Origin of the sequence: Providencia sp. PROV119 (assembly GCF_028482435.1) — a bacterium.
Taxonomy (GTDB): domain Bacteria; phylum Pseudomonadota; class Gammaproteobacteria; order Enterobacterales; family Enterobacteriaceae; genus Providencia; species Providencia stuartii.
On sequence record NZ_JAMPQL010000026.1, the window covers coordinates 47483 to 70985 of the forward strand.

Consider the following 23503-nt stretch of genomic DNA (forward strand, 5'->3'; position numbering starts at 1 on the left):
TAATGAGAGGGTTGCAAGTTACTCGGCGTAACCTGCAATCGTGTGGGGCTAACCTTGAACAATGTGCGTGCCAGTTTCACCGCGTAAGGCTTGTGGCAATCTCTCAGGCGTTGTAATGATCACGCGTTTGCCACCATTGGCGAGAAATGACAGGCTGGCTTCAATTTTGGGTAACATACTTCCCGCTGGAAAATGCCCTTCACGCATATATTGCAGCATCTCCGTTGTTGTCGCCTCCCCAAGCGCTTGTTGCTCAGGTTTGCCAAAGTGAATACACACTTTCTCTACGCCAGTGGTGATAATCAAAATATCGGCTTTTAACTCTTTTGCTAGCAATGTGGTTGATAAATCTTTATCAATGACGGCGTCGACACTCTGGAAACCGCCATTCGTATTTTTAATAACAGGGATCCCCCCGCCACCAGCCGCAATAACAACATAGTTATTTTCACTGAGCGTCCGAATAGCCGCTGATTCGATAACACTCTTAGGCGCCGGTGAGGCGACGACACGGCGGTAACCTCGGCCAGAATCTTCAACAAAATGCCAGTCGGGATTGGCTTTTTTTAACTTCTCAGCTTGTTCTAGGCTGAAAAATGCGCCGATAGGCTTGGTCGGTGAGTGGAAATTAGGATCATTTTTATCGACTTCAACTTGAGTCACAATGGTCACCGCTTGGCGGTGATGGCGTTTTGCCAAGGCGTTTGTCAGGGCTTGCTGGATCAAATAGCCAATACCACCTTGTGTATCGGCGACACAGTTTGCTAATGGTGTGAGTGGTAGCCCTTCAACGGTGTGAGCGATTTCGGCACGGCGTAAATCTAATCCCACTTGAGGGCCATTACCGTGAGTCAGAACAATATTGTAATTACCCTCAAGCATATCACAGACATGGGAAGCGACCTCTTGTACCGCTTTTTCTTGAGCTTCAATCGATTGGCCGTTGTTATCTTTGATAATACTGTTGCCCCCGATGGCAACAACCACGAGTTCTTTCATTGTTATTGTATCCTGATACAGAGTCTATAAGTCGATGTGCTCAGCACATCGACGATCGGAGGTTAATGGCATTACACTGATTTGCTGATTTTCTCAGCGGTTTCAGGTTGTTGCGCTTCTATTGATTTCCCTTTATCTAAGAAGTATTTCATCACAAATAAGCCCGACATCATGAGGTAAGCGTATACAAACATCAAGGCGGGTCCTTGTGCTATCCCTACCATCGGTGAGTGGATAATACCGAAGAATACCAGTAGCGCGCCTACGGCGGCTGTTATAGCCCCACGTAGTGGCTGATTGAGAATGGCAAAGATAGCGATACAGCCCCATAACATACTGGCTAATGGCGCACCATTCCCGAGATGGACTAAACCTTGGTAGTAAACACCTTTACTGAGTAAGACATCTGTGCCGATTTGTGCCGCAGAAGTTCCCGCCGCCCCCATCATGCTGTTCATCATGGTCAGTGCCCAGTTGGCAATCCAAGGGAACAGACAGATAAAGATGACAGGCACTTCCACTTTCGGTGTCTCTCGCACCACTTGGTTAGCAGTGACAACACCTATAAACACTAGGATAGGCACAATAGCCGTCATCGGAATTATGGCTAACATAAAAGCGCCTAGACCGAACAACGGTACGATGAACATGGTAATACCAGAGGCGAGTGTATAGCCGATACTGGCTCCCATAGCTTTCCAACCTGCATGACCCACATAGACAGTGACAGGGAATGGGTTACCCATAAAACAGCCTACAGTAGAGGATAATCCATTAGCTAACATCACTTTACGGGTATTGTATTCATCGCCAGCGGCATGGGCGCTTTCAATATTTTCAAGGTCGAAAATATAGTTTGCTAAGCCTAATGGTACGGCTGAAGCCAAGTAGGGTAAGGCATGTGGTAGACCCTGTAAGAAGCTATCAATATGAATACCGGGCGGGTTAAAGCCAAATGAAGCAACGGAGGCTTTAATGGCTTCAGGACTTTGTAAGCCAGAGACCCACGCCAGCACAGTTCCTGCAATAAGCAGTAATAACCCCGTTGGAATACGCGCAAAGATAGGTTTTTTACCAAACCAGTTGATAAAAATGAGCAGTAATACGATAAATGAAACGGTAGGCGCTTCAAAAGCCTGTAACATCGGGTTCATTGCCAGTAATAGCAAACCTAACCCAGAGAGACAGGAGAGCAATACGGTGCGAGGGATCATTTTACGGATAGTTTCGCCGAGGAATGAGCCACCGACAAGGATCATCGATTCTACAAAACACCAAACCAGTGCGATTTGGATCGCAAACTCGGCATTTTGAGTCGTTTGGTAAACAGGCATGATGACCAAAAAGGTCACGGTAAAGATAGAGGGAGCGCTTGGGCCGGAAGGCAGTGCAGTGACATCATCGCGCCCAGTCTGTTTGGCGAGTTGCTGACCAAAATAGGCATAGCTGATACTCGCTAGCAATACGGCAAAACCAAATGCAGGTGCAATACGTCCATAAACAAGATCTTTAGGGATGCCGACGACAAAGATCAGTAATCCCATCATAGTGAGCAGGTTGGTTAAGTTATTGGTCATCAGCCCGAAGTAGGCCGCCCAGTCACCACGTTTCCACTTTAGTTTCGTTACACTCATGGAATGTATCCTTCAAAGAAGAGACTGCGGGGGCAGTCATGATTAAAAACCCTATTGCTCAGGTGAATCACAGCGTATTATTATTAATTGCCCAACCGAAGTTGGGCTTATTATCGGCGACTAGGCGTATTTTTCGGCGTAAGCCAACATAGCTTTTTCAAAGCAGTCGAACGGGGGATGCACAATACCAGCCCCGATCATACCGATACCTGCGTCTTTGTGGGCGATGGCCGTATTGATGACCGGAAGGATACCGCTGGCGGCAACCTTGGTAATATCAATGGCTGTGGGGATCCCCATAAAACCTAACAGCGGGATCGTGACGTTAGGGTTTTCACCTAATGTGATCTCTCGCATTTGACGTGAGAAATCGATGGCCTCTTCAACGGTTCCTCCGACCAAAGCGACAATGGCAGGAGCGGTTGCCATGGCGAATCCGCCAATGCCATAAGTCTCGGTAATGGCGGAATCACCGATATCGAGGCCTGAATCTTCGGGTTTATAGCCAGCAAACATCGGGCCGATAACTTGCTGTGAAGGGCCTGTAAACCATTGACCCGGTAGCCCACTGATACGTAATCCAAATTCATAACCATTACGCGCCATGGTGGTAACGACGGTGCTGTATTCGATACCATGAGCCGCATCCATCGCCGCTTTACACATCGCCATCCATGTAGGGCCAGAGAAGTAATCGCTGCTTGCGACAAAATCAAAAACGTCTTTTTGTTGAGCAACTGAGAAATCCGTTTGGATGATATAAGGGGTCAGTGCTTGGATAAGCAGCGTGGTGCCTGCGTTATTACGGTTATGGCACTCATCCCCCATATGCAGTGCTTGAGCCAACATCAGACGCAAGTCGATTTCGCCGGCCAGCTTCATAGCATCACGTAGCATTGGGCCTAAAACATCACGCATCCAGTTCAAGCGGTCAATCACACTTTGGTCGTTGGCTCCCATGCGTAAAATTTTTGCCATTTGCTCACTGAGGTTGGTAAATGCGCGGTTACCATAGGTTTTGTTTTCGACAATGTGCATAAACATTGAGGCAGAGGTCACACCCGCCATAGAGCCAACACAGTCGTGTTCATGACAAGGGGAAAAAATAATCTCGCCAGAAGCGGCTACGCGTTCGGCATCTGCTAAATCTTTTGCTAGCCCTTCAAATACCAGTGCGCCAGTCACTGCGCCTTTCATTGCGCCACACATGTCTTTCCATTCAACAGGCGGTCCAGCATGTAAAATGGTGTTTTTAGTCATCCCCGGTACGACGTTAATGGCTTGATCATAGCCAACAAGTACAGGTTGTGACTGAATAATGCGTTCTAAGGCCTGCGCATTGGCAGCGGCAATTTTCTCTTGTAATGCGCTATTACTTTCAATTTTATCTAATGCGTTGATCACGGCAATATTGCCTTGCCCAGGTGGCGTCCAATCTAAGTGCGTGACGGGAACATGCTGCTTTTTAAGGTCATCACTGAACATTTCGATGCCCACGTTAATCACATTTAATGGCTGTTTAAATAATGAAGTCATTACGCATTCTCCCCTTTCCAGACAAATTCGCGGGCTAACAAACCGGTGTTGGTGCTACTACTTGCCCAAATCACACCTGCATCGGTGAGCATTTTCACTTGGGCATCCATGGATGGAGTGTCTTGGTCAGTACCGAGAACATAACCAAGGATTTCCAGCTCTCGACCCTCTTGTTTGGCAATCTCTTTTGCTGCTTTGATGGCATCGATCATCACGCCAACAGGATCTTCATGGGAGCCGTATCCCAGCACAAAATCCATAATGATAACGCCGACTTCTGGGTCACGAGCCTCTTGCAGTAGTCGTTCGATACGGTTGGTCGGATCAATCATTGGATGGGGTTTACCATTGGTGAAGTCATCATCACCAAAATCTAAGAAGGTGTGTGCGATGCTCTGGTTAAGATCGCTTAAGCGATATTCAGGGTTTGGCTGGATATTACTGTAGACATCATCATATTTTTCCAAAGCGGCAAACATCGCTTCATCACATAAGGTGCCACCACAAAATAGACCGCGAATGTATTTTTGCTTTGGTGATAGTTTGGCCCTGACTTCTTCAATGAGAGGCCAATTGAGTGAGTGTAAATTCAGTTGTTCTTTTTTGATACCGGTGAGTAAAACCGCTTTCAATGCTGCCTCTTTGGTGCTTTTAGCAAAGCTTAAGCCAGGCTTATCGTCGGGGATAGGCTGATTACCGAGGAAACAGACCACCACAGGTTTATGGCATTTTTCGGCTTGTGCTAAAACTTTTTTAGCGACGGTGGCGGCTGGTGGCTTAGAAATTAACACAATGACGTGAGTTTCTTCATCAGCATCAAGCATTTTTAGGGCATCAATCATCATGATCCCGCCGATCTTTTCACTCAGATCGCGTCCTCCCGTTCCGATCAGTTGTGAAACGCCCGCGCCAAACTCATGAATACGTACACTCAGTTCTTGGCTGCCTGTACCGGAGGCGCCAACAATACCGATATTGCCGCGACGAACGTTATTCCCAAAACATAAAGCCGCGCCATTGATTATTGCGGTTCCACAGTCTGGCCCCATCATCAATAATCCTTTACGGCTAGCAAGCTGTTTTAAGGCTAGCTCATCATCAATAGAGACATTATCAGAGAACAGCATGACATTAAGGTCATTTTCAAGAGCAATACGGGCTTCACGAGCAGCAAACTGACCATTAACCGAAATGACCGCTAAGTTGCTTTCTGGAATATGGCTATGTGCCGAATGGAGAGTGGCATATTTGGCTTCGTGTTGTGACCCACCTTGATTTTTCTTATTAAATAGCGCTTCAATGGCAACAAGCGTCGCCTCATTCGCTTCATCACTGGCGCCTTTAATGACAATCATTAAATCGCCATTTTTTGCCGCTTCTAATTCTGGTGTTAATAACCCTAAATTTTTCAGCACGCCTTTATTCATCTCTGTTGCCATTGCCACAAATGCCTGCTCAACATTGTCGAGTTGATTGGCTTTAGTGGAGATAGACATCAGTGATACGGAATCAAAATACGTATTCTTTTTGATGACAACTTTAGTCGACATACTTTTCTCCAAAGTAGAGGGTCAGGTACAGTGCATCACGAATGCCTAATAACATGTCGCTGCCTGAGCTTGACCCGATATCTAAAATCTTTTGCAACTGCGAATAAGGCTTGGCGTCATTTGTATTTGCAGTCGCTAATATGTGTAGTAGTTGCAGCAAATTTTCTCGATAGTGACGGTTTACTGCTTTTTCTAAGGTAATGGCACTGACTTTAGTGGTTGCCTCTTTAGCATGGCGAATACCCTGTTCAAAAAACGGATGCAGACATTGAGCTGGATGATGTTTAAGTAATAAAAACGCCATTAATCCAACCAAATAATCATCCCCAGATGGGGTCAAACCAATACCTAGGCCAATAAACTGCCTAACCATTTCAGGCAATTTTTGATGGTCTTTTTTCTTTAATAAATTAATCAGTTCAATGCGTAATGAATTTAATTTTTTTGCTGCGGTTAAATAAAATAAATTATCTCCATGATAATGAAATAAAGAGTGTCCTTCTCTGTTTAGCAAAACATCGATTACGCTTATTTGTGTATTTAAAAAGGATAAATAGGTTTTTTTATTGATGTTTTCTGGGATAAAACACACATTATTGGGCTGCCATGGATGGCAAAAGGAAAACGATATAAAATAATATTTACCCAAATACAGTGTTTTATTACAGAAATAAATATATTCCCCTTCTTTTAAATTTAATTTAGATAAGTCGTTATTCAATAATCGACAACTGTTAGGGGCATTATCTAATTCAGCACTGAGTAAAGTAAAAAGCGTATTATTAATAGAGATATTAATTGCTTTACGAAAAACTTGCTCTATTTGTCCTGAAAATGTAGGCTGATCGAATAAATTTAAAAATGTCGCATCAGCCGAAAGCCCAAACAGTTGTTGCCTTTGAGTCTTGGTCTTGTTCACAAGCCTCCTTGTGATGCACTATGCGCCCGCTGCGATTAGTAATTCAGCAATTTCGTGATAGCCTTTTTCGCGTGCTAGTTCTAAGGGTGTTTTACCGTATTTATCCGTCATATGTGGGTTGGCGCCGTGGTCGAGTAACAGCTTGACGATCTGTTGCTGCTTTTCGCCGCCATCATTTAATACGATGGCTTCAAGCAGTGGCGTCCAACCGACAAAGTTGGTGTGATTCACATTGATATCTGTTTTTTCGAGTAATTCACGGACGATTTCAACATGGCCTTTTTCGCTGGCGGGGGTGATCCCTACACCACCAAAGCGAGTTAATAAATCAAGATTGGGCTTAGCGGGAAGGACGATACGTAATAGGGTTAAGTCATTATTCAAGCAACTTAACAAAAAGGGGTTGAAGCAAGTTTGGTCTTGCTTATTAATATCCGCACCGGCATTAATGAGGAAAGTGACGCATTCGTAATGTTTATTTAAACTCGCATTTACGATAGCTGTCCGGCCTTGGCGGTTGGTAGTATTGATGTCCACTCCTTTGTCGAGGCAGTGCTTCAATAACGCTAGGTTGCCTTGTTCTGCTGCGGATAAAAACTCTTGCTCTAATGTCATGGTTTTCCCCTTATTTGGTTATCTGCATTTCATTGACGACAACCAAAATAGATAAAGACAATTTTAAATGTAATACCCAATCCGCATTATGTATGAGAAGAATGGGTATTTTTATGATGGATTAAGCATAGCAAGCTGTTGAAATAAATAGAATCCATTTAAAATTCATTCATCAATAGCAGCCTTGATTATTGAATTAAAATCAACAATTTCGTTTTTTTGTGCGCGAAAGCATAATTTTTCATCAATTTCTAGGCTTTTTTGCGTAATAAATGACCGAAACAATCCAATTTCACTGGTCAATCAGATAGGCAATAAAGGATTTAGTCAGTTTTGTGATAAGCATCAAACTAAAGGTTTTGCAACTGTTAAAAATGTGAATTAATTGATCGAGATCAGCGAGATTGTTAAGGGGATGCTCTAGTATTTATTTCAATGTTATTAATTATTTTGATTATAAATTAATGGGCTTTCTTTGCAGTTAATTCATCTAAAAAAGATAGCCCTGATAAATGGCTCAGTATGATAAAAGATTTCTTTTAAACGTAATAAAATGGTTGATAAACAACCAATATCTATAGGTTATTAAATATAATTCACATATATTCTTCTTACTTTAAGCGACAGGGTTGTTGGCGGTATTCACGGATCTGAGTCTCGCAGTGATCGATGTTGCTAGTGACCCCGCTATGTTCTGCCTTTCTGTAGCTCGAATTATTTTGATTATAAATTTTTTAATTTCTTTCTATCCAATTTCGGGTCACCAGTATGAATTCAATATTTACCGAAGAAAATTTACTGACATATACAACGGCTGCAAAATATGCCAGTTTTAGTAAGGCGGCAGAAGAGTTGGGGATCACCACGTCTGCGGTTAGTTACACCATTAAACGTATCGAAACTTATTTAGACGTGGTGCTATTTATTCGTGATACACGGAATATTGAATTAACAGAAGCGGGTTACTACTTTTACCGCAAAGCTACGGATTTATTAAATAACTTTCATCTGATCAAAAAGAGTATTTACTCTATTGAGCAGGGGATTGAAGCTCGGGTGCGTATTTGTATTAATCAGTTGCTATATACGCCTTATCACACTGCAAAATTGCTGCAAATCCTTAAAAAACAATTTCCGACTTGCCAAATAACAGTGACCACTGAGGTGTATAACGGGGTATGGGATGCCATCATCAATAATCTCTCTGATATTGCGATTGGTGCACCAGGTACTTTGATGGATGGCGGAGGCATTGATTATACGGAAATTGGGGCAATTCATTGGCAATTTGCCATTTCAGCAACGCATCCATTAGCGTTGATGCCTGAGCCTATCGCCGAAAGCCAGTTGCGCTTATATCCTAATATCATGGTAGAAGATACAGCACATACCATTAATAAGCGGGTTGGTTGGCTATTACATGGGCAAGAAGCGATACAAGTTCCTGACTTCAATACCAAATGCCAATGTCAGATTTTAGGTGAGGGGATTGGTTTTTTGCCGGATTATATGGTGAAAGAGCATGTTAAGAATGGCCTGTTGGTCATAAAACAGATCCAAAACCCACGGCAAGACTCGCACATGTTATTAGCAACTCAGCATTCTGCGACGGGCCTCGTGACACAGTGGATCCGTAGGGAATTCACCGCAAATGGGATTCTAACGAAACTCTATAGTGATTTGTTAAAACCCATTAATTAGCCCGTCACATTTTACGTGTTTATTGAACGGTGACATCCAGAGCTTTATTGATAGCGTCAGGGATCACGCTGCCATGGCTTTGATTGGGGTAAAGTGTAAATTCACAATGGCGTCCATGGTCGCTGAGCATGGTGCATAATTGGCGTGAGGTTATCCAACTTGAGCGTGATTGATAATGCTTAATCTGCTCCTCGCTGAGACGCGATAAATCAGGCTTTTCTTCTAACTCTCCTAAGGTGATAAATAAAGGTGACGCATTTTGTTGTTGCGTTAACTGAGCCTTATCTATCATTGTGCCTTTTCCCCACCATAAAGAAGGGCTAGCAGAAACAAAAGATTGAAATGCCGTAGGATGCTTTTGATAAGCCATCAACGTAAATAGCCCACCAAATGAATGCCCAAATAGGGTCTGTTTTTGTTTATCAATAGCAAATTGCTGCTCCACCCAAGGGCGAATTTGGCTTGTCAGAAATTGAGATAGTTCCTCTGATCCACCACCTTGTGCGAAATCATCACCAGCAACGCGGGGCGTATAATCGTAGGTACGCAATTGCTTAGGAAAGGCTTCATGGATTGGATAACCGACCCCAATAATAATAGGCAGTTTATCTTTGGGGAGTTTTTGGATGGCGCGATTGACGACAAGCGGGAATATCCCATTGCCATCAAGCATATACAGCACAGGTCTTGGTGACTGCATCCCATGAGGCACAGCACTAAAAATTCGATAGGTACGGCTTCCCTTTGAGCTATGGGGATTTTCCATATCATGATGCTGAACATCATAAAATTGGCTGACTTGCTTATCCAATGCCGGAGGGGTTTGCGATGGGCGAGCATAGGCGGTCGTCAAAGCCATTGAAAAGAGTAAACTGGAGATAATAAGTTTATTTATCATTTGGTTATTATGTTTTTTAGTTGTTGACGGTGTCTATGGGGAGGCCTAGCGCCAGCATAGGCAAACAGCGAATATTGGCCGATGACGCCAAATATTCGCTGCCGATGGCTAAGATAACTTAGAAGCTAACATTGACGTTAGCCCAATAGCGGCGTCCGTCTTCAACATCCCAGTTGCCGCCTTTGGTATCAATTTTGGGGCCTTTTTCATTCGCAATATTCAATACTGCCAAATTGAGTTTGGTATTTTTCAGTAGCTGATACGTCATCCCAACATCCATGGTGGTGTAGCCGCTACGGTAGCGTGGTGCGGTATAACCGTTACGCTGAGCGGCCCAAACCTGTTTGCCTTCATAATGGGCGCGGGTATAGAGGTTCAAGTCTTCGCTATATTGCCAGTCGAGTTTAGCGTTAGCGGTGTGTTTCGGCGTCTTATCTAGAGGGTAACCTTTCAATGACATGTTATTACTCAACTTTTCATCATCGCTTCGACGTTCAGAATCGACATATGTGTAGTTCATGCTCAGTTTCCAATCTTCTGCAAGAGGGATACCTGTTGCGACTTCAACACCCTTAATATTCGCTTTACCCACGTTATCAAAGGTGTAGAGTTTTAGGCCTGTGATAGGGTCTGGCTCACCCGTATAATAGCTGGTGAGTTTATTTTTAAAATCAGTATTAAATAGCGTCAGGCTCGCATTAAAGCCTGATTCGTGGTCATAGGCGATACTGATTTCTTCACTTAGGCTTTTTTCTGGTTTCAGATCACGGTTACCATAGATAATGCCTTCACCCTTTTCGGTTGACGTACCATAGCTTGGGCTGACTTCACGTAAAGTTGGGGCGCGGAAGGCTTGTGATACACCACCTTTGATGGTGATTTCATCGGTTAAGTAATAGATGGCATAACCACGAGGATTCCAGTGGTTACCATAAAATTCGTGGTGATCTAAACGCAAACCACCAGTCAGTATCAAATTATCTGTTGCTGTAAATTCATCTTCTAAGAAGAAAGCATATTGTTCAGCGCGGAGTGTTGTGTCTTCAGTGGTCTTTTTCCCTGTTGCAGAAGTATCTTTTAACCTAGCGTGTTGGAATTGACCACCTACTGTCAGAATATTATCGGGTAAGAACGCCACAACCTTACCATCAACGACAGTATTGGTAATTTCGGGTACGCGTGCCTCATAAACAAAGTGGTAATCGCCAGCGCTGTCTTTAACTTCTGATTTGGTATTTCGTTTCGTTTGCTCTTGGTACACACTCAATTCGGTGTTGAACAGATCCCAATCCCCTTTATAGGTAAGAGCGAAATGGTTTCTATCATTGTGTATCTCAGTTTTGGTATTTTTCTGTTTTGATTCGCCACGCATCGTATATTCAGCGAACGATTTACCCGGCGTTGAGGTGCGCTCTTGCGTTGTTCTACCCGCTTCAAGTAAAAAGGTTTGATTTTCGAGTGGGGTAAAAGTCAGTTTTGCTGTCAGGCTACGATTATCGCGTTTGTTATGGCCCTCAGTAATTTTATCTTCTTGGCGGTAATCGCCACCACCATACAGTTGTAGCCCTAATTTATCGTTGATCAATGGACCGGAGAGGTAGAAATTACCATCAGTAGAATCACCACTATCACGGTTTTCTTGTAAAATACCACCCAATGCTACATTGCCATGCCACTCATTGGTCACCTTTTTCGTGATGATATTGATAACCCCACCCATTGCATCTGAACCATACAAGGAAGACATGGGGCCGCGGATCACTTCGATGCGTTCAATCGCTTCAACGGGAGGCATAAAGCCCGCTTCAAATCCACCACTACCATTTGGGCGAGATTCACGGCTATTTTGGCGGCGACCATCGACCAATATTAAGGTGTATTCGCCGGGTAGGCCGCGAATATTAATATCTTGTTTATTGGCACTACCAACAATACTCACGCCCTCGACATCTTTTACGGCATCAGCTAAGTCGCGAACGGGTTTATTTTGTAGCTGCTCTTTAGAGATAACCGTAATGCTCGCGGGGGCATCGCGTAACTGTTGTGAATATCCCGATGCAGTCACAATCATTTTGTCTGGATCTTCTTGGGCGAAGGCAGGAAGAGATGAAATGGCAGCGATAACAGCCGCTGCGAGTTGTGTGTAGTGGCGTTGAATAGACATGGTAACCCTTAAAACAAAATACAAATGTAAATGAGAGTAATAATCATATTGAATACAAATAGTATCACCGAAATAGATGAAAAATAAATAAGTGATTTGCTAATTAAATGATAAAAATGAGCGGTTAACAGGGATGAAGTAAAATGATCAACAAGCTGCAACTTCTACGCTATTTAGACGTTACAATTGAGAAATAGAATATAGCCATAAAATAAATCTGGTTAAGGCGGGTTATATTAGAAAAATAATATTTATCAAATAGTTCATTAATAAAGTGTCAACTTGATTACAAAATAGAAATTTCAAAATTAACTTAATTGACATTGTTAATTCGCTCACCTAATGTCAGCAAATAAAAGCTATTCTGTGAATATGGGCATCCTCCAATTATGTCAGTATCAGCATCACACTCATCAATGCCATTATTTCGAATCTCTGCTGCCATGTTTTTTTCGTATATGACCGTTGGACTGCCATTAACGGTGATACCCCTCTTTGTCCATCAAGAATTAGGCTTTAGCGATGTATGGGTCGGGGTGGTCGTTGGTATTCAGTTTCTGGCGACAGTGTTGACTCGAGGCTATGCAGGCCGCTTAGCTGACCAAAAAGGCGCTAAAAGAACCACGTTGCAAGGGATGTGTGCCTGTGGAATATCAGGGGGCTTCTGTTTGCTCGCGGTATTATTACCTCTCGCACCTTTGTACCAAATTCTATTATTGATGGTAGGACGTTTGGTTCTTGGTTTAGGGGAAAGCCAGCTGTTAACAGGTAATTTGACATGGGGTATGCGGCTGGTTGGGGCGACACAAGCGGGCAAAGTCATGTCATGGAATGGTATGGCGATTTATGGGTCGCTAGCGGTTGGCGCGCCGCTCGGGCTTGTTATCTACCAACATTACGGTTTTGTCGCGGTGAGTGCGATGGTTATGTTGTTGCCCTGCATCTCTTTGCTGATTAATGGCACGGTACCTGCGGTGGCGCCTTTACATGGCAAATGGCTTCCTTTCTGGTCAGTGATCCGCAAAATTTGGAAAATGGGTATCATATTGGCGCTAAAAGGTATCGGTTTTGCGGCAATTGGTACCTTTATTTCCCTGTATTTTGTTTCTGAACAGTGGGGAAACGCTGGACTTGCCCTCAGTGCTTTCGGCTGTACTTTTGTATTAGTGCGGGTGCTTTGGGGCGGGCTGCCAGATAAAATGAATGGTTATCGCGTCGCAGTAGTCTCTCTTGCCGTAGAGTTTGTAGGGTTGCTCATATTATGGGCGGCACCAATGTATGGGGTTGCACTCTTAGGTGCAGCCTTGACGGGGGCGGGGTGTTCATTAGTTTACCCTGCCGTGGGAACGGAAGTGGTTAAAACTGTGGCGCCTCAAATGCGTGGAACCGCATTAGGTGGTTATTCCGCTTTCCAAGATATCGCCTATGGTATTACTGGGCCGTTAGCGGGTATGGCGGTGGTTTATTTGGGATATCGAGGGATCTATTTTATTGCGGCACTCTGTGTACTATTTGCGTTGATAATGACGCTATCGGCAATTCGTCATACTCAAAAAGTGACGTGAGTATCTCGATAAGTTGCGTAGCCATAAGCTACGCAACGATATTAGTTGGCTTATTTTTTAGTGTTTTTTACTTGTTCAACAAAGTTAGCCTTCGTGTCTTTTTTACAGGCATCAATCACAACCGGTGTGAGTGTTTGGATACCATCAACATCTAAAACTGCATCTTCAACTTTATCTTTTTTAGTTAATAGCTCACCAAAGCCGACAGCCGTTGGGTAAAAATTATCATCGATAGCTAAAAACTCTTCACACGTCCACTCTGCTAAAGGCTTAGTATCGTTTTTTTTATCTTCAGCCATTGCTGAAAGGCTCGTTAATGAAGCTGCAATAATGCCGACAATAAAATATTTTTTCATAATTTCACCTTAATATTTAACGATCATTGGATGAGTTTTTCATAAAAGGTTCTAATATGGATATAGAAAAATATCCCTATTTCTTAATCATCATAGATGATGAAAAATAAAAAACAAAGAGCGCAAATCGATAGTATTTATATGATTATTTAAATACCATCGGTATTGATTCAATATTGTAAAATAAAACGCAAACTCATCATTTAATGACAATAAAAATTAAATACCAATTAAGTTTTATTTAATTAAAGGCGTTTTTACTTTTATTAAAACTATTTATAGGTATACTTTTTTTATCAACAAAAAATAAAATTCAACCTTGTTATCGATTATTGACTAATACCTATTTCGTTGCAGTTATTTCAACACCAGAAGGAAGAAAGTTGTTCGCTTAGGTCGCGTTATCATTTATCGACTTAAGCTCGGGGGTTTCCTGTAATACAACACCCATTGCCAACGTTGGCAAAGCGGAGAAAACTTTCTATGTCTTTAACGAGTAAAACATCTTGTGTTATTACAATTTCGGATGTTCCCACAACAAAGCGAATTTTAGTCATTGATGTTGGTGGTACTCATGTCAAGCTATATACCGCCCCCAACACCCCTGCCATTGAATTCGTTTCTGGGCACACCATGACACCAGAACAATTTATTCATGATGTGAATCAATGCGTTGATACCTCTCTGTTCGATGGCGTCAGTATTGGCTTTCCATCTCCTATCTCTGGAAATCGCATCCTTAAGGAACCCGTTAATTTAGCCAGTGGTTGGGTCAACTTTGATTTAGCCGATGCGTTCCCTTGCCCTATTCGCCTAATTAATGATGCTGCAATGCAAGCCGTCGGTAGCTATGAAGGTGGCAGTATGTTGTTTTTAGGGCTTGGAACTGGATTGGGAAGCGCATTGATTGTTAATCAGCAGCTACAGCCAATGGAAGTCGCGCACCTGCCATACCTTGAACATGACTATGAATACTATGTCAGTGAACATTATCGTGAATCCGAAGGTGATGCCGTGTGGCGGCAGAGTGTACTGACGGTGGTAGACCTCTTTTATCAAGCATTTATGCCGGACTACATTGTTATCGGTGGCGGGAATGTGCATCAGTTTACGACGTTACCGGAACATGTACGGCGTGGAGATAATGACAAAGCTTTTCTTGGTGGAATCAGAATTTGGGGAAATAACTTATGAATCAATCATCTAACAATCAACTTCAACTCGGTTTTATAGGGCTTGGCAGAATGGGTGCAGCAATGGTTCGTCGCATCCAACAAGCAGGCATCTCGTGCGTTGTTTATGACCAAAATTCGGCTATCCGCCAGCAGCTACCTGACAGTGTTATCTTCAACCATTCATTGGAAGAATTAGTGAAGAACATGAAAGCACCACGGCATATTTGGTTAATGTTGCCCGCAGCGGTCGTGGATACTGTGATTGCTCAGCTCAAACCCTTATTGGAGAAGGGTGACACGCTGATCGATGGCGGTAACTCCCACTTTACAGAAGATATTCGCCGCGCCAATGCACTGAAAGCCGATGGAATTAACTATATGGATGTGGGAGTCAGCGGTGGCGTATGGGGTGAAGAGCGTGGTTATTGTCAGATGATTGGTGGTCCAAAAGAGCATTACCAATATTTAGAACCTGTTTTTCGTGCATTAGCACCCGGAGTCGATGCAGCGCCACGTACGGAAGGTAACCATGGTGAACCTTCACCAGCAGAGCAAGGATATCTGCACTGTGGGCCAAGTGGAGCAGGCCATTTTGTGAAGATGGTCCATAATGGCATCGAATACGGCTTAATGGCGGCTTATGCGGAAGGGCTGAATATTCTAAAACATGCGGATCAAGGGTTGCACCCAGTGGCAGCAGATGCAGAAACCGCACCACTTGAACATCCAGAGTATTATCAATATCAATTGCCTGTTGGTGAGATCAGTGAATTATGGCGTCGTGGGAGCGTGGTGGGATCGTGGTTACTCGATCTGATCGCACAAGAGATGCATCAATCCCCTGATCTGGAAAATTATGCAGGTCGTGTTTCAGATTCTGGGGAAGGCCGCTGGACCTCGACGGCGGCGATCGACCTCGGCGTGCCGGCACCAGTATTAACGAGTGCACTTTACTCACGTTTCACCTCTCGTGGCAATGACCTGTTTGCAGACCGAGTTCAGTCTGCCATGCGCCATGCTTTTGGTGGCCATAAAGAAAAAACTGAGGATCAAGGAGGGGCGAAATGAGTCGTTTCTCTTTGGTGATCTTGGGGGCAAGCGGCGATTTAACTAAACGTCTATTGATGCCTTCTCTATTTCGTTTACATCGATTAGGACTGATCCCTGATTTGAACATTACCGGGTATTCGATTGATAAATGGGATCATGACTCGTTTTTGCAACATATCCATGATGCATTGGCGGAGTTTATTACTGATTTTAATGAAACAGAATGGAAAGCGTTTAGCGAACATTTGGATTTCGTCAGTGGCTCATTAGAAGCGAATGATTTGAAGGCGTTGGAAAGTAAACTAACGCCATCTGCACTCTTTTATTTAGCCTTACCACCAACTTTATTTGGGCAAGCGGCGCAGGCGATAGGCGAAGCGGGGCTATCTAAAGAAAGTGGTGATAATTGGCGACGTATTTTAATTGAAAAACCGTTTGGTACTGATCTTGAATCGGCAGAGGTATTGCGCGGGCAAGTACATGCTTATTGGGATGAATCACAAGTTTACCGTATTGATCATTTCTTAGGAAAAGAGGCAACACAAAACTTGATGATTTTCCGTTTTGCTAACCGCGTCCTCGCCCCGGTTTGGAATGCTGAGCATATTGAGCAGGTGCAAATTACTTATGCAGAAACATTAGGTGTAGAAAACCGAGCTGTCTATTACGACCACTCTGGTGCGATGCGTGACATGCTGCAAAACCATCTTATGCAATTGCTGACATTAACGGCAATTGAGCCATTAGGGCGCTGGGATGGTGAGATTCTACGTGATCATAAAGTGGAAGTGTTGAAATCCATTCGACCAACAGATGATATGGATGCCAATGACTGGGCCGTTCGTGGGCAGTATTGTGCAGGGCAAGTGAATGGCGAAACTGCGACGGATTACTGCAACGAGCCAGGTATCCCTGTCGATACCAACACAGAAACGTTTGCCGCATTGCGAATAGAGATAGATAACTGGCGCTGGAAAGGTGTGCCTTTCTATTTACGAAGTGGTAAACGGTTAGCCAATAATTACGCTGAAATCGCTGTGCAATTTAAAGCTCCGGCCGGTGCATTACCGGGGGATATTCAGGTCGATAATAATTGGCTCGTCTTTAGATTATCCCCAACGATGGGGATGGATATGCATATGACGGCGAAGTTGCCAGGGATGAATTTAAATACGCATGGCATCGTGCTCAGCGCGCCTTATACCTTACCGGGGCAGTATGAAGTTTCGGCTTACGAGCAACTTTTAATTGATGCACTGCATGGTGAGCGTGCGCATTTCCTCCGCTTTGATGAAGTCGAATGGGCATGGCGGGTCATCGACCCTGCGCTAAAAGCGTGGCAGAAGGGAATGCCTGACCTGTATAAGGCGGGAACGGAAGGGCCAGATACGCAATCTCGGATCATGCGCCCCGGTCATCAATGGCGTTCACTGTTTGAACAGGAGGGTCGCGAATGATAGCACAGCAAGCCCCGGGCGCCCCGGGAAGCACTGCGACGTGGACAAGTAGTGCAAAAGACATGGTGGGAACGGCAATCGGTCAAGGACGAGTATGGTTTACCGTAGGTTATGGCATCTTAAATGAGGTGTATTGGCCTTCTTGCAGTACACCACAAATTCGTGATTTAGGTTTTATTATTGCTGGGGATGACTTTTGGTCAGAGGTAAAGCGTGTCCACCAATACAGTATCACTACGCCGTCATCCTCCTTACCACTGCCAAAAATCGTGCATCAACATGAGCGTTATCGCCTTGAATTAGAGATTATCACTGATCCTGCGCGCGATGTCTTGCTGATCCATTATCATCTTGAAGGTGAAGGGCTGCGATTATATCCGCTATTAGCACCACATCTCGGCGGCGATGGTGACAATAATTATGGTTCGGTGACGTCTCAAGGGCTAGCGGCTCAGAAGAACGGGCAATATCTGATCTTGTCTGCTGAAAATGGCTTTGCAAGAGGCAGTGTGGGGTATGTTGGTAGCTCAGATGGTTGGCAGGATTTTAGTCAAAACGGTGGTATGAGTTGGGAATACCAGCAGGCTGGGCCAGGTAATATCGCGATGATAGGCGAGTTAAATCATAACTCAGGCGTATTGGCGTTAGCATTTTCTGCCAGTGCGCAAGGTGCTGCAACCTTAGCTAATAGCGCCCTAGCAGAGGGCTACCAAGAAGCAAGGCGCCAGTATGCTTATTTGTGGGCGGCATGGAATGAAACGGTGAATTTCCCTGGGTTAGATAAGCTGCCTAAAACGTTATCGGATGCTGTTCGCACTTCGGTTGTGGTCTTGAAAACCCATGAAGGTAGAACATTCCCCGGCTCGCTGGTGGCAAGTTTAAGTACGCCATGGGGAGATACTCATAAGGATCCGGGAGGATATCACCTTGTTTGGCCTCGTGACTCCGTTGAAGTCGGTTTTGCCATGTTGGCGTGTGGTTTGATCACTGAGGTTCGAGCTTTACTGGCTTACTTGATTGCTATTCAACAGCCAGATGGTCATTGGATGCAAAACAATTTCACCGATGGTCGGCCTTATTGGCAGGGGATCCAATTAGATGAAGTGGCATTGCCTGTTTTATTTGCAGCGAAATTGCATGAACAGGGCTTACTGGGGGAAATGCAAGGTGCGGCAATCCGCATGGCGCGCAAAGCGTTAGCCTTTATTGCGCAATATGGCCCAGCCAGCCCACAAGACCGCTGGGAGGAGAATTCAGGGATCAACCCATTTACGCTGTCGGTTTCGATAGCAGCATTGGTGGCTGGCGCCAAAGCGGGCTTCCTTGAGGATGGAGATAAGCAGTATGCGCTTGACTTAGCGGATGATTGGAATGAGCGGTTAGAATCATGGGTGTATGTGGCTAACACGGAGTTAGATAAAGAGCTTGGTATCTCTGGGCATTACATCCGCTTGAATCCAAATTGCCATTCTGCACGTTTTGGTGAGGTGATGTTGCGCAACCGGAACAATGAAACCATCAATACGCGTGCGTTATTGGGGATGGAATATCTCTATCTTGTTCGCTTAGGTTTACGTAAGGCATCAGATAAGCGGATTGAAGAGACGACTAAACTTGTTGATGAGCAACTGTGTGTCAATTTACCCGCGGGGCCATATTATTATCGTTATAACGAGGATGGATATGGCGAGCATGAGGATGGGCGTGCTTTTGATGGTAGTGGTGTAGGTCGTCTTTGGCCGTTACTCAGTGGGGAGCGAGGGCACTATGCCGCCGCCCGTAAAGAGGATATTAAGCCTTATTTAAATGCCATTTTGGCTTCAGCAAGTACAGGTGGTATGTTGCCGGAGCAAATTTGGGATAAGGAGAGTATACCTGAGAGGGGGCTATTAACGGGTAGGCCAAGCGGTAGTGCGATGCCACTGATTTGGGCTCATGCGGAGCTTATCAAGTTAATCTATGTGCAAAAGACGGGTGTGCCTATTGAGCAACTAAAATCGGTGAGTGAGCGTTATGGCAATAAACCTCCAGCACCACGCGCACGACATTGGCGTGATAATTTATCTTGTGGTGCGATACCCGCCAATCGCCAGTTATGGATTGAAGCACAAGAGCCATTTGTTTTGCATTATGGTTATGACAATTGGCAGGATATCAAGGAGCAGAGTAGCCAACCTCTCGGTTTAGGGTTATATGGTGTTGCGTTAGATGTCAGCGCATTGGCAGGAAAAACACTACAATTTACGCGTAGGTTTGATGCTAAGGGCTGGGAAGGACGTGACTGGCAAGTTGAGATAGAGGTGTAGTACTACTCCATTAATTAAACTAAATATCAATCGAGCACTTTATGGTGCTCGTTTTTTTGAATATAAAATCGTACTGCACCTAAAATATAGGTCAGCGTTACCTTCTCAAAGGGCAAATTAAAAAACTATTGTTTATAGGTAATAGTGACTAATTTATGGAATAATTATATATATAAATTATTTATTCTAGGTTTTAATAGGCTGTTAATAAGAACGACAAGAAAATTATCTAATCAACACCATTTATACTTATAAACACTTCACTCTTGACTAAGCCTAATCACTTATCACGTTATAAAATTTAGCTGTTGAGATTATACTCTAACTGCGGTTAATTATTTTTTTTATTATTTTGGTTAAATATTTTGTTAACCTTATAAAAAATTTTGTTTTATATTGTAGAAATTAATCAGACCAACTATAAACAGGGTTAACTATTTATCGCTGTTTATTTCTGAGATTAGTCTTATTTATTATTAATAATATGGTTCTTAATTGGATTTTTCTTATTTTTAATTTTTTTATCGTTTTGTTTAAAATAAGTTTAATCTAGATTATTATTTTGTTTTTATGAGCAAATTATATTTACTCAGCATATTTGAATGTTGAGAATAAGTTAATGCTGGATATCGCTACTTTTATTGTTTTATTATTAAATACGTACCTCCACATTAATTGCTTGTTAAATAATGATTTTTTCCTTGTTAACTCGTAAAAAGTTATAATGTTTTACTATTATATAGTCATTAACCAATGTTCTAAAAAAAATTAATTTTTTATTAAATTACGCCTGTTTTATCTTTTTTTAACGTTAAGGAGAGTTAGTTAATTAATTGACTTTTATGCTTTTTTTGCTGCTCTGTAACATATGATTGCAAAAAACATTTTCCTTAAGGTGAGTTTTGCTATTGACCATAAACAAAATTTATATATTATATCCCGATAAAAGCCAAAATAATCAGTATAAATAATTATACACCTATATTTTTGACCACCGGGACAAGTTAACTCTCTTAATGGGTATTCTGTACTCGTTAGGACTTCTATGCTCTGAATTTATTATTCATTATAATTTTGAGCAATTTTTAATCATGTAAGCAGGTTTAAGATTTTAAGCTAATAAGGGAGCTTAACTTATAATGAGTAAAAAAGATCTCGGTAGTGTTGCACCAAAAGAAAGGATTAATATCAAATATACACCTAATGATGGTGGAGCTAAATCTGAAATAGAATTGCCGCTTAATATGCTAATCGTGGGAGACATGATTGGTCGAACGGAGGAAACTCCGATTGAAGAGCGTAAAGCTATTTCCATTAACCAGAATAACTTTAATTCAGTCATGGAAAGTGCTGGAATAAGCTTAAATATCAATGTGGAAAATACACTTGATGAGAAAAGTGATTCTGATCTTAATGTGAATTTAGATATTAAATCCCTTCAAGATTTTTCTCCCGACAATGTTGCTCGCCAAGTTCCAGAATTGAAAAAATTACTTGAACTTAGAGAGGCATTAGTCGCTTTGAAAGGTCCTCTTGGCAATATTCCTGCTTTTAGAAAACGTCTGCAAGAGCTTCTAGATAATGAAGAGACTCGCGAACAGTTGCTGAAAGAACTTGATATTGCTAGCCAAAAATAATGTTTATAGAGGATTATTTCATGTCATTAAATAGCGAAACGCAGGAACAACAAGTTTCCTCATCCAATGTTTCATTGTTAGATGAGATTATGGCTCAATCTCGTATGTCTCCTGAGTCAGAAGCTTATGGTATTGCCAAACAAGGTGTTGCTGCATTTATTAGCAATCTTTTTGCTAGCCAAAATGAAGAAGAGCAAATCAATAAGCTATTGATTGATAAAATGCTTGTTGAGTTAGATAACAAGCTGAGTACACAAGTTGACCAAATTCTTCATGCACCAAAGTTCCAAGAGCTTGAGTCTTCATGGCGTTCACTGAAACTGTTAGTTGACCGCACCGATTTTAGAGAAAACATCAAAATTAATATTCTTCATGCAACGAAAGAAGAGTTATTGGAAGATTTTGAATTCTCTCCTGAAATCGTACAATCAGGCTTCTATCAGCACGTTTACTCATCCGGTTATGGCCAGTTTGGTGGTGAGCCAGTAGCCGCTGTAGTCGGTAACTATGCTTTCAATAACACCACGCCTGATTTGAAATTAATGCAGTATGTGAGTGCTGTAGGCGCTATGGCGCATGCACCATTCCTTTCTTCCGTTTCACCTAATTTCTTTGGTATTAACAGCTATGCGGAATTACCTGCGATCAAAGATATTAAGTCTGTCTTTGAAGGCCCTGCACATACTAAGTGGCGTTCATTGCGTGAAGCAGAAGATTCCCGTTATCTTGGTTTAACAGCACCTCGCTTCTTGCTGCGTCTGCCATATTCACCAACAGAAAACCCGGTTAAGTTGTTTAACTATACTGAAAATGTTAAGCAGGATCATGACCATTACCTTTGGGGAAATACGGCATTTTTATTAGCAAGCTGTATCAATGACAGTTTTGCTAAGTACCGTTGGTGCCCAAATATTATTGGCCCACAAAGTGGTGGTACAGTTAGCGATCTTCCTGTACACGTGTTTGAAGCAATGGGCGAATTACAAGCTAAAATTCCAACTGAGGTTTTAGTTACTGATCGCCGTGAATTTGAATTGGCAGAAGAAGGCTTTATTACATTGACGATGCGTAAAGGCAGCGACAATGCCGCGTTTTTCTCTGCGAACTCAGTTCAGAAACCTAAAACTTTCCCAAATACTCATGAAGGTAAAATTGCCGAAACCAATTATAAATTGGGAACTCAGCTTCCTTACATGTTCATTATCAACCGCTTAGCACACTACATTAAAGTGTTACAGCGTGAACAAATCGGTTCATGGAAAGAACGTCAAGATTTGGAACGTGAACTGAACATTTGGTTGAAGCAATACATTGCTGATCAGGAAAACCCACCGGCTGATGTACGTAGCAAACGTCCATTACGTTCAGCACAGATCCAAGTTCTCGATGTCGAAGGGGATCCAGGTTGGTATCAAGTTGCGATTCAAGTCCGCCCTCATTTCAAATACATGGGTGCTAACTTTGAATTGTCACTTGTTGGTCGCCTAGACAAAGAGTAAGGCAATGGCTGCTAACTATAACTGGGATTCTTCAGAGACTGCCAGCTTATTTGAACGCATCCAAGGGAAGAGCTCCGGCTCTTCCCATCATGCTCGAATGGATGCCTTAGTGAGATCAATTAAGAACAATTTAAATCAAATCCTAAACAGTCGACCAGATGCTTGTCAAAGTTCGGCTAGCCTAGGAGTACCTGATTTAAATGATGCAACACAAGCAGCAACAGATTTTAGGCGGAGCCTAGAACATTCTATTACAACCTGCATTCAAGACTTCGAACCTCGGATCAGTAATGTCCGAGTGACATTTATCGAAAATGATGCAGATGCCTTGTTGCTCCAGTTCAGCATCACCGCTTTTATCGATCTCGACAGCCAGCGGCAGCTCATTGAATTTAATATGCAGCTCGATAACAACCGGCGATATCAGTTGAAACAATTCTAA

General features: G+C 42.9%; 18 protein-coding genes. 9 read left to right on the plus strand and 9 right to left on the minus strand.

From position 1 onward, the window contains the following. Positions 1–48: 48 nt before the first annotated feature. The 6 genes from PSF11_RS18255 to PSF11_RS18280 all read right to left on the minus strand — a co-directional run bounded on the left by PSF11_RS18255 (position 49) and on the right by PSF11_RS18280 (position 7253). Positions 49–999, minus strand: a complete 951-nt coding sequence (locus PSF11_RS18255) for a carbamate kinase family protein (RefSeq protein WP_040132653.1) — start codon at positions 997–999, stop codon at positions 49–51. A 71-nt stretch (positions 1000–1070) separates the two neighbouring features. Beyond that, positions 1071–2633 (minus strand): hypothetical protein, encoded by a 1563-nt coding sequence (locus tag PSF11_RS18260; RefSeq protein WP_004926277.1) that lies wholly within the window; start codon positions 2631–2633, stop codon positions 1071–1073. Positions 2634–2753: 120 nt separating this feature from the next. Then, a complete protein-coding gene (locus PSF11_RS18265) occupies positions 2754–4169 on the minus strand; it encodes a DUF1116 domain-containing protein (RefSeq protein WP_004926279.1) in 1416 nt (471 codons plus the stop codon). Further along, on the minus strand, positions 4169–5719 hold the full coding sequence (gene fdrA / locus PSF11_RS18270; RefSeq protein WP_072502618.1) for an acyl-CoA synthetase FdrA: 1551 nt from the start codon (positions 5717–5719) through the stop codon (positions 4169–4171). Before fdrA ends, PSF11_RS18265 begins: the two co-directional genes overlap by 1 nt. Next, positions 5709–6638, minus strand: coding sequence for a DUF2877 domain-containing protein (locus PSF11_RS18275; RefSeq protein ID WP_040132655.1), 930 nt, complete (start codon positions 6636–6638; stop codon positions 5709–5711). The genes fdrA and PSF11_RS18275 overlap by 11 nt, the downstream gene beginning before the upstream one ends. Before the next feature lie 18 nt (positions 6639–6656). Continuing rightward, positions 6657–7253 (minus strand): ankyrin repeat domain-containing protein, encoded by a 597-nt coding sequence (locus PSF11_RS18280; protein WP_004926285.1) that lies wholly within the window; start codon positions 7251–7253, stop codon positions 6657–6659. 768 nt (positions 7254–8021) lie between these two features. On the opposite strand from PSF11_RS18280, the gene PSF11_RS18285 reads away from it, so the two are divergent. Next, positions 8022–8954: a LysR substrate-binding domain-containing protein gene (locus tag PSF11_RS18285; RefSeq protein WP_004926286.1), complete on the plus strand. Its 933-nt coding sequence runs from the start codon at positions 8022–8024 to the stop codon at positions 8952–8954. A 19-nt stretch (positions 8955–8973) separates the two neighbouring features. On the opposite strand, the gene PSF11_RS18290 is transcribed toward PSF11_RS18285, so the two are convergent. Together PSF11_RS18290 and PSF11_RS18295 are read right to left on the minus strand one after the other, a co-directional pair. Next, positions 8974–9852, minus strand: coding sequence for an alpha/beta hydrolase (locus tag PSF11_RS18290; protein WP_004926374.1), 879 nt, complete (start codon positions 9850–9852; stop codon positions 8974–8976). Positions 9853–9970: 118 nt separating this feature from the next. Next, positions 9971–12016 carry a TonB-dependent receptor domain-containing protein gene (locus tag PSF11_RS18295; protein ID WP_004926288.1) on the minus strand — a complete coding sequence of 682 codons (2046 nt, stop codon included), beginning with the start codon at positions 12014–12016 and terminating at the stop codon, positions 9971–9973. A gap of 389 nt (positions 12017–12405) precedes the next feature. Between PSF11_RS18295 and PSF11_RS18300 the strand changes: the two genes are divergently transcribed. Further along, positions 12406–13581, plus strand: coding sequence for an MFS transporter (locus PSF11_RS18300; RefSeq protein WP_040132656.1), 1176 nt, complete (start codon positions 12406–12408; stop codon positions 13579–13581). A gap of 50 nt (positions 13582–13631) precedes the next feature. Here PSF11_RS18300 and hdeA read toward each other — a convergent pair whose 3' ends face one another. Continuing rightward, a complete protein-coding gene (hdeA, locus tag PSF11_RS18305; protein WP_040132657.1) occupies positions 13632–13937 on the minus strand; it encodes an acid-activated periplasmic chaperone HdeA in 306 nt (101 codons plus the stop codon). Between the two features lie 483 nt (positions 13938–14420). Here hdeA and PSF11_RS18310 point away from each other — a divergent pair, with 483 nt between their 5' ends. From PSF11_RS18310 to tssE, 7 genes are all read left to right on the plus strand, one after another. Next, the gene (locus PSF11_RS18310) at positions 14421–15131 is read left to right on the plus strand and encodes an ROK family protein (RefSeq protein ID WP_004926291.1); all 711 of its coding nucleotides are present in this window, start codon (positions 14421–14423) and stop codon (positions 15129–15131) included. After that, positions 15128–16180: a phosphogluconate dehydrogenase (NAD(+)-dependent, decarboxylating) gene (gene gnd, locus PSF11_RS18315; RefSeq protein ID WP_004926293.1), complete on the plus strand. Its 1053-nt coding sequence runs from the start codon at positions 15128–15130 to the stop codon at positions 16178–16180. The genes PSF11_RS18310 and gnd overlap by 4 nt, the downstream gene beginning before the upstream one ends. Continuing rightward, positions 16177–17619, plus strand: coding sequence for a glucose-6-phosphate dehydrogenase (gene zwf / locus PSF11_RS18320; RefSeq protein ID WP_072502617.1), 1443 nt, complete (start codon positions 16177–16179; stop codon positions 17617–17619). The genes gnd and zwf overlap by 4 nt, the downstream gene beginning before the upstream one ends. Next, positions 17616–19925 (plus strand): glycoside hydrolase family 15 protein, encoded by a 2310-nt coding sequence (locus tag PSF11_RS18325; RefSeq protein ID WP_104873076.1) that lies wholly within the window; start codon positions 17616–17618, stop codon positions 19923–19925. The genes zwf and PSF11_RS18325 overlap by 4 nt, the downstream gene beginning before the upstream one ends. A 1139-nt stretch (positions 19926–21064) precedes the next feature. Then, positions 21065–21562, plus strand: a complete 498-nt coding sequence (gene tssB / locus PSF11_RS18330; RefSeq protein WP_004926301.1) for a type VI secretion system contractile sheath small subunit — start codon at positions 21065–21067, stop codon at positions 21560–21562. A 20-nt stretch (positions 21563–21582) separates the two neighbouring features. Next, positions 21583–23061, plus strand: coding sequence for a type VI secretion system contractile sheath large subunit (tssC, locus tag PSF11_RS18335; protein ID WP_014657067.1), 1479 nt, complete (start codon positions 21583–21585; stop codon positions 23059–23061). A gap of 4 nt (positions 23062–23065) precedes the next feature. Further along, positions 23066–23503: a type VI secretion system baseplate subunit TssE gene (tssE, locus tag PSF11_RS18340; RefSeq protein ID WP_004926302.1), complete on the plus strand. Its 438-nt coding sequence runs from the start codon at positions 23066–23068 to the stop codon at positions 23501–23503.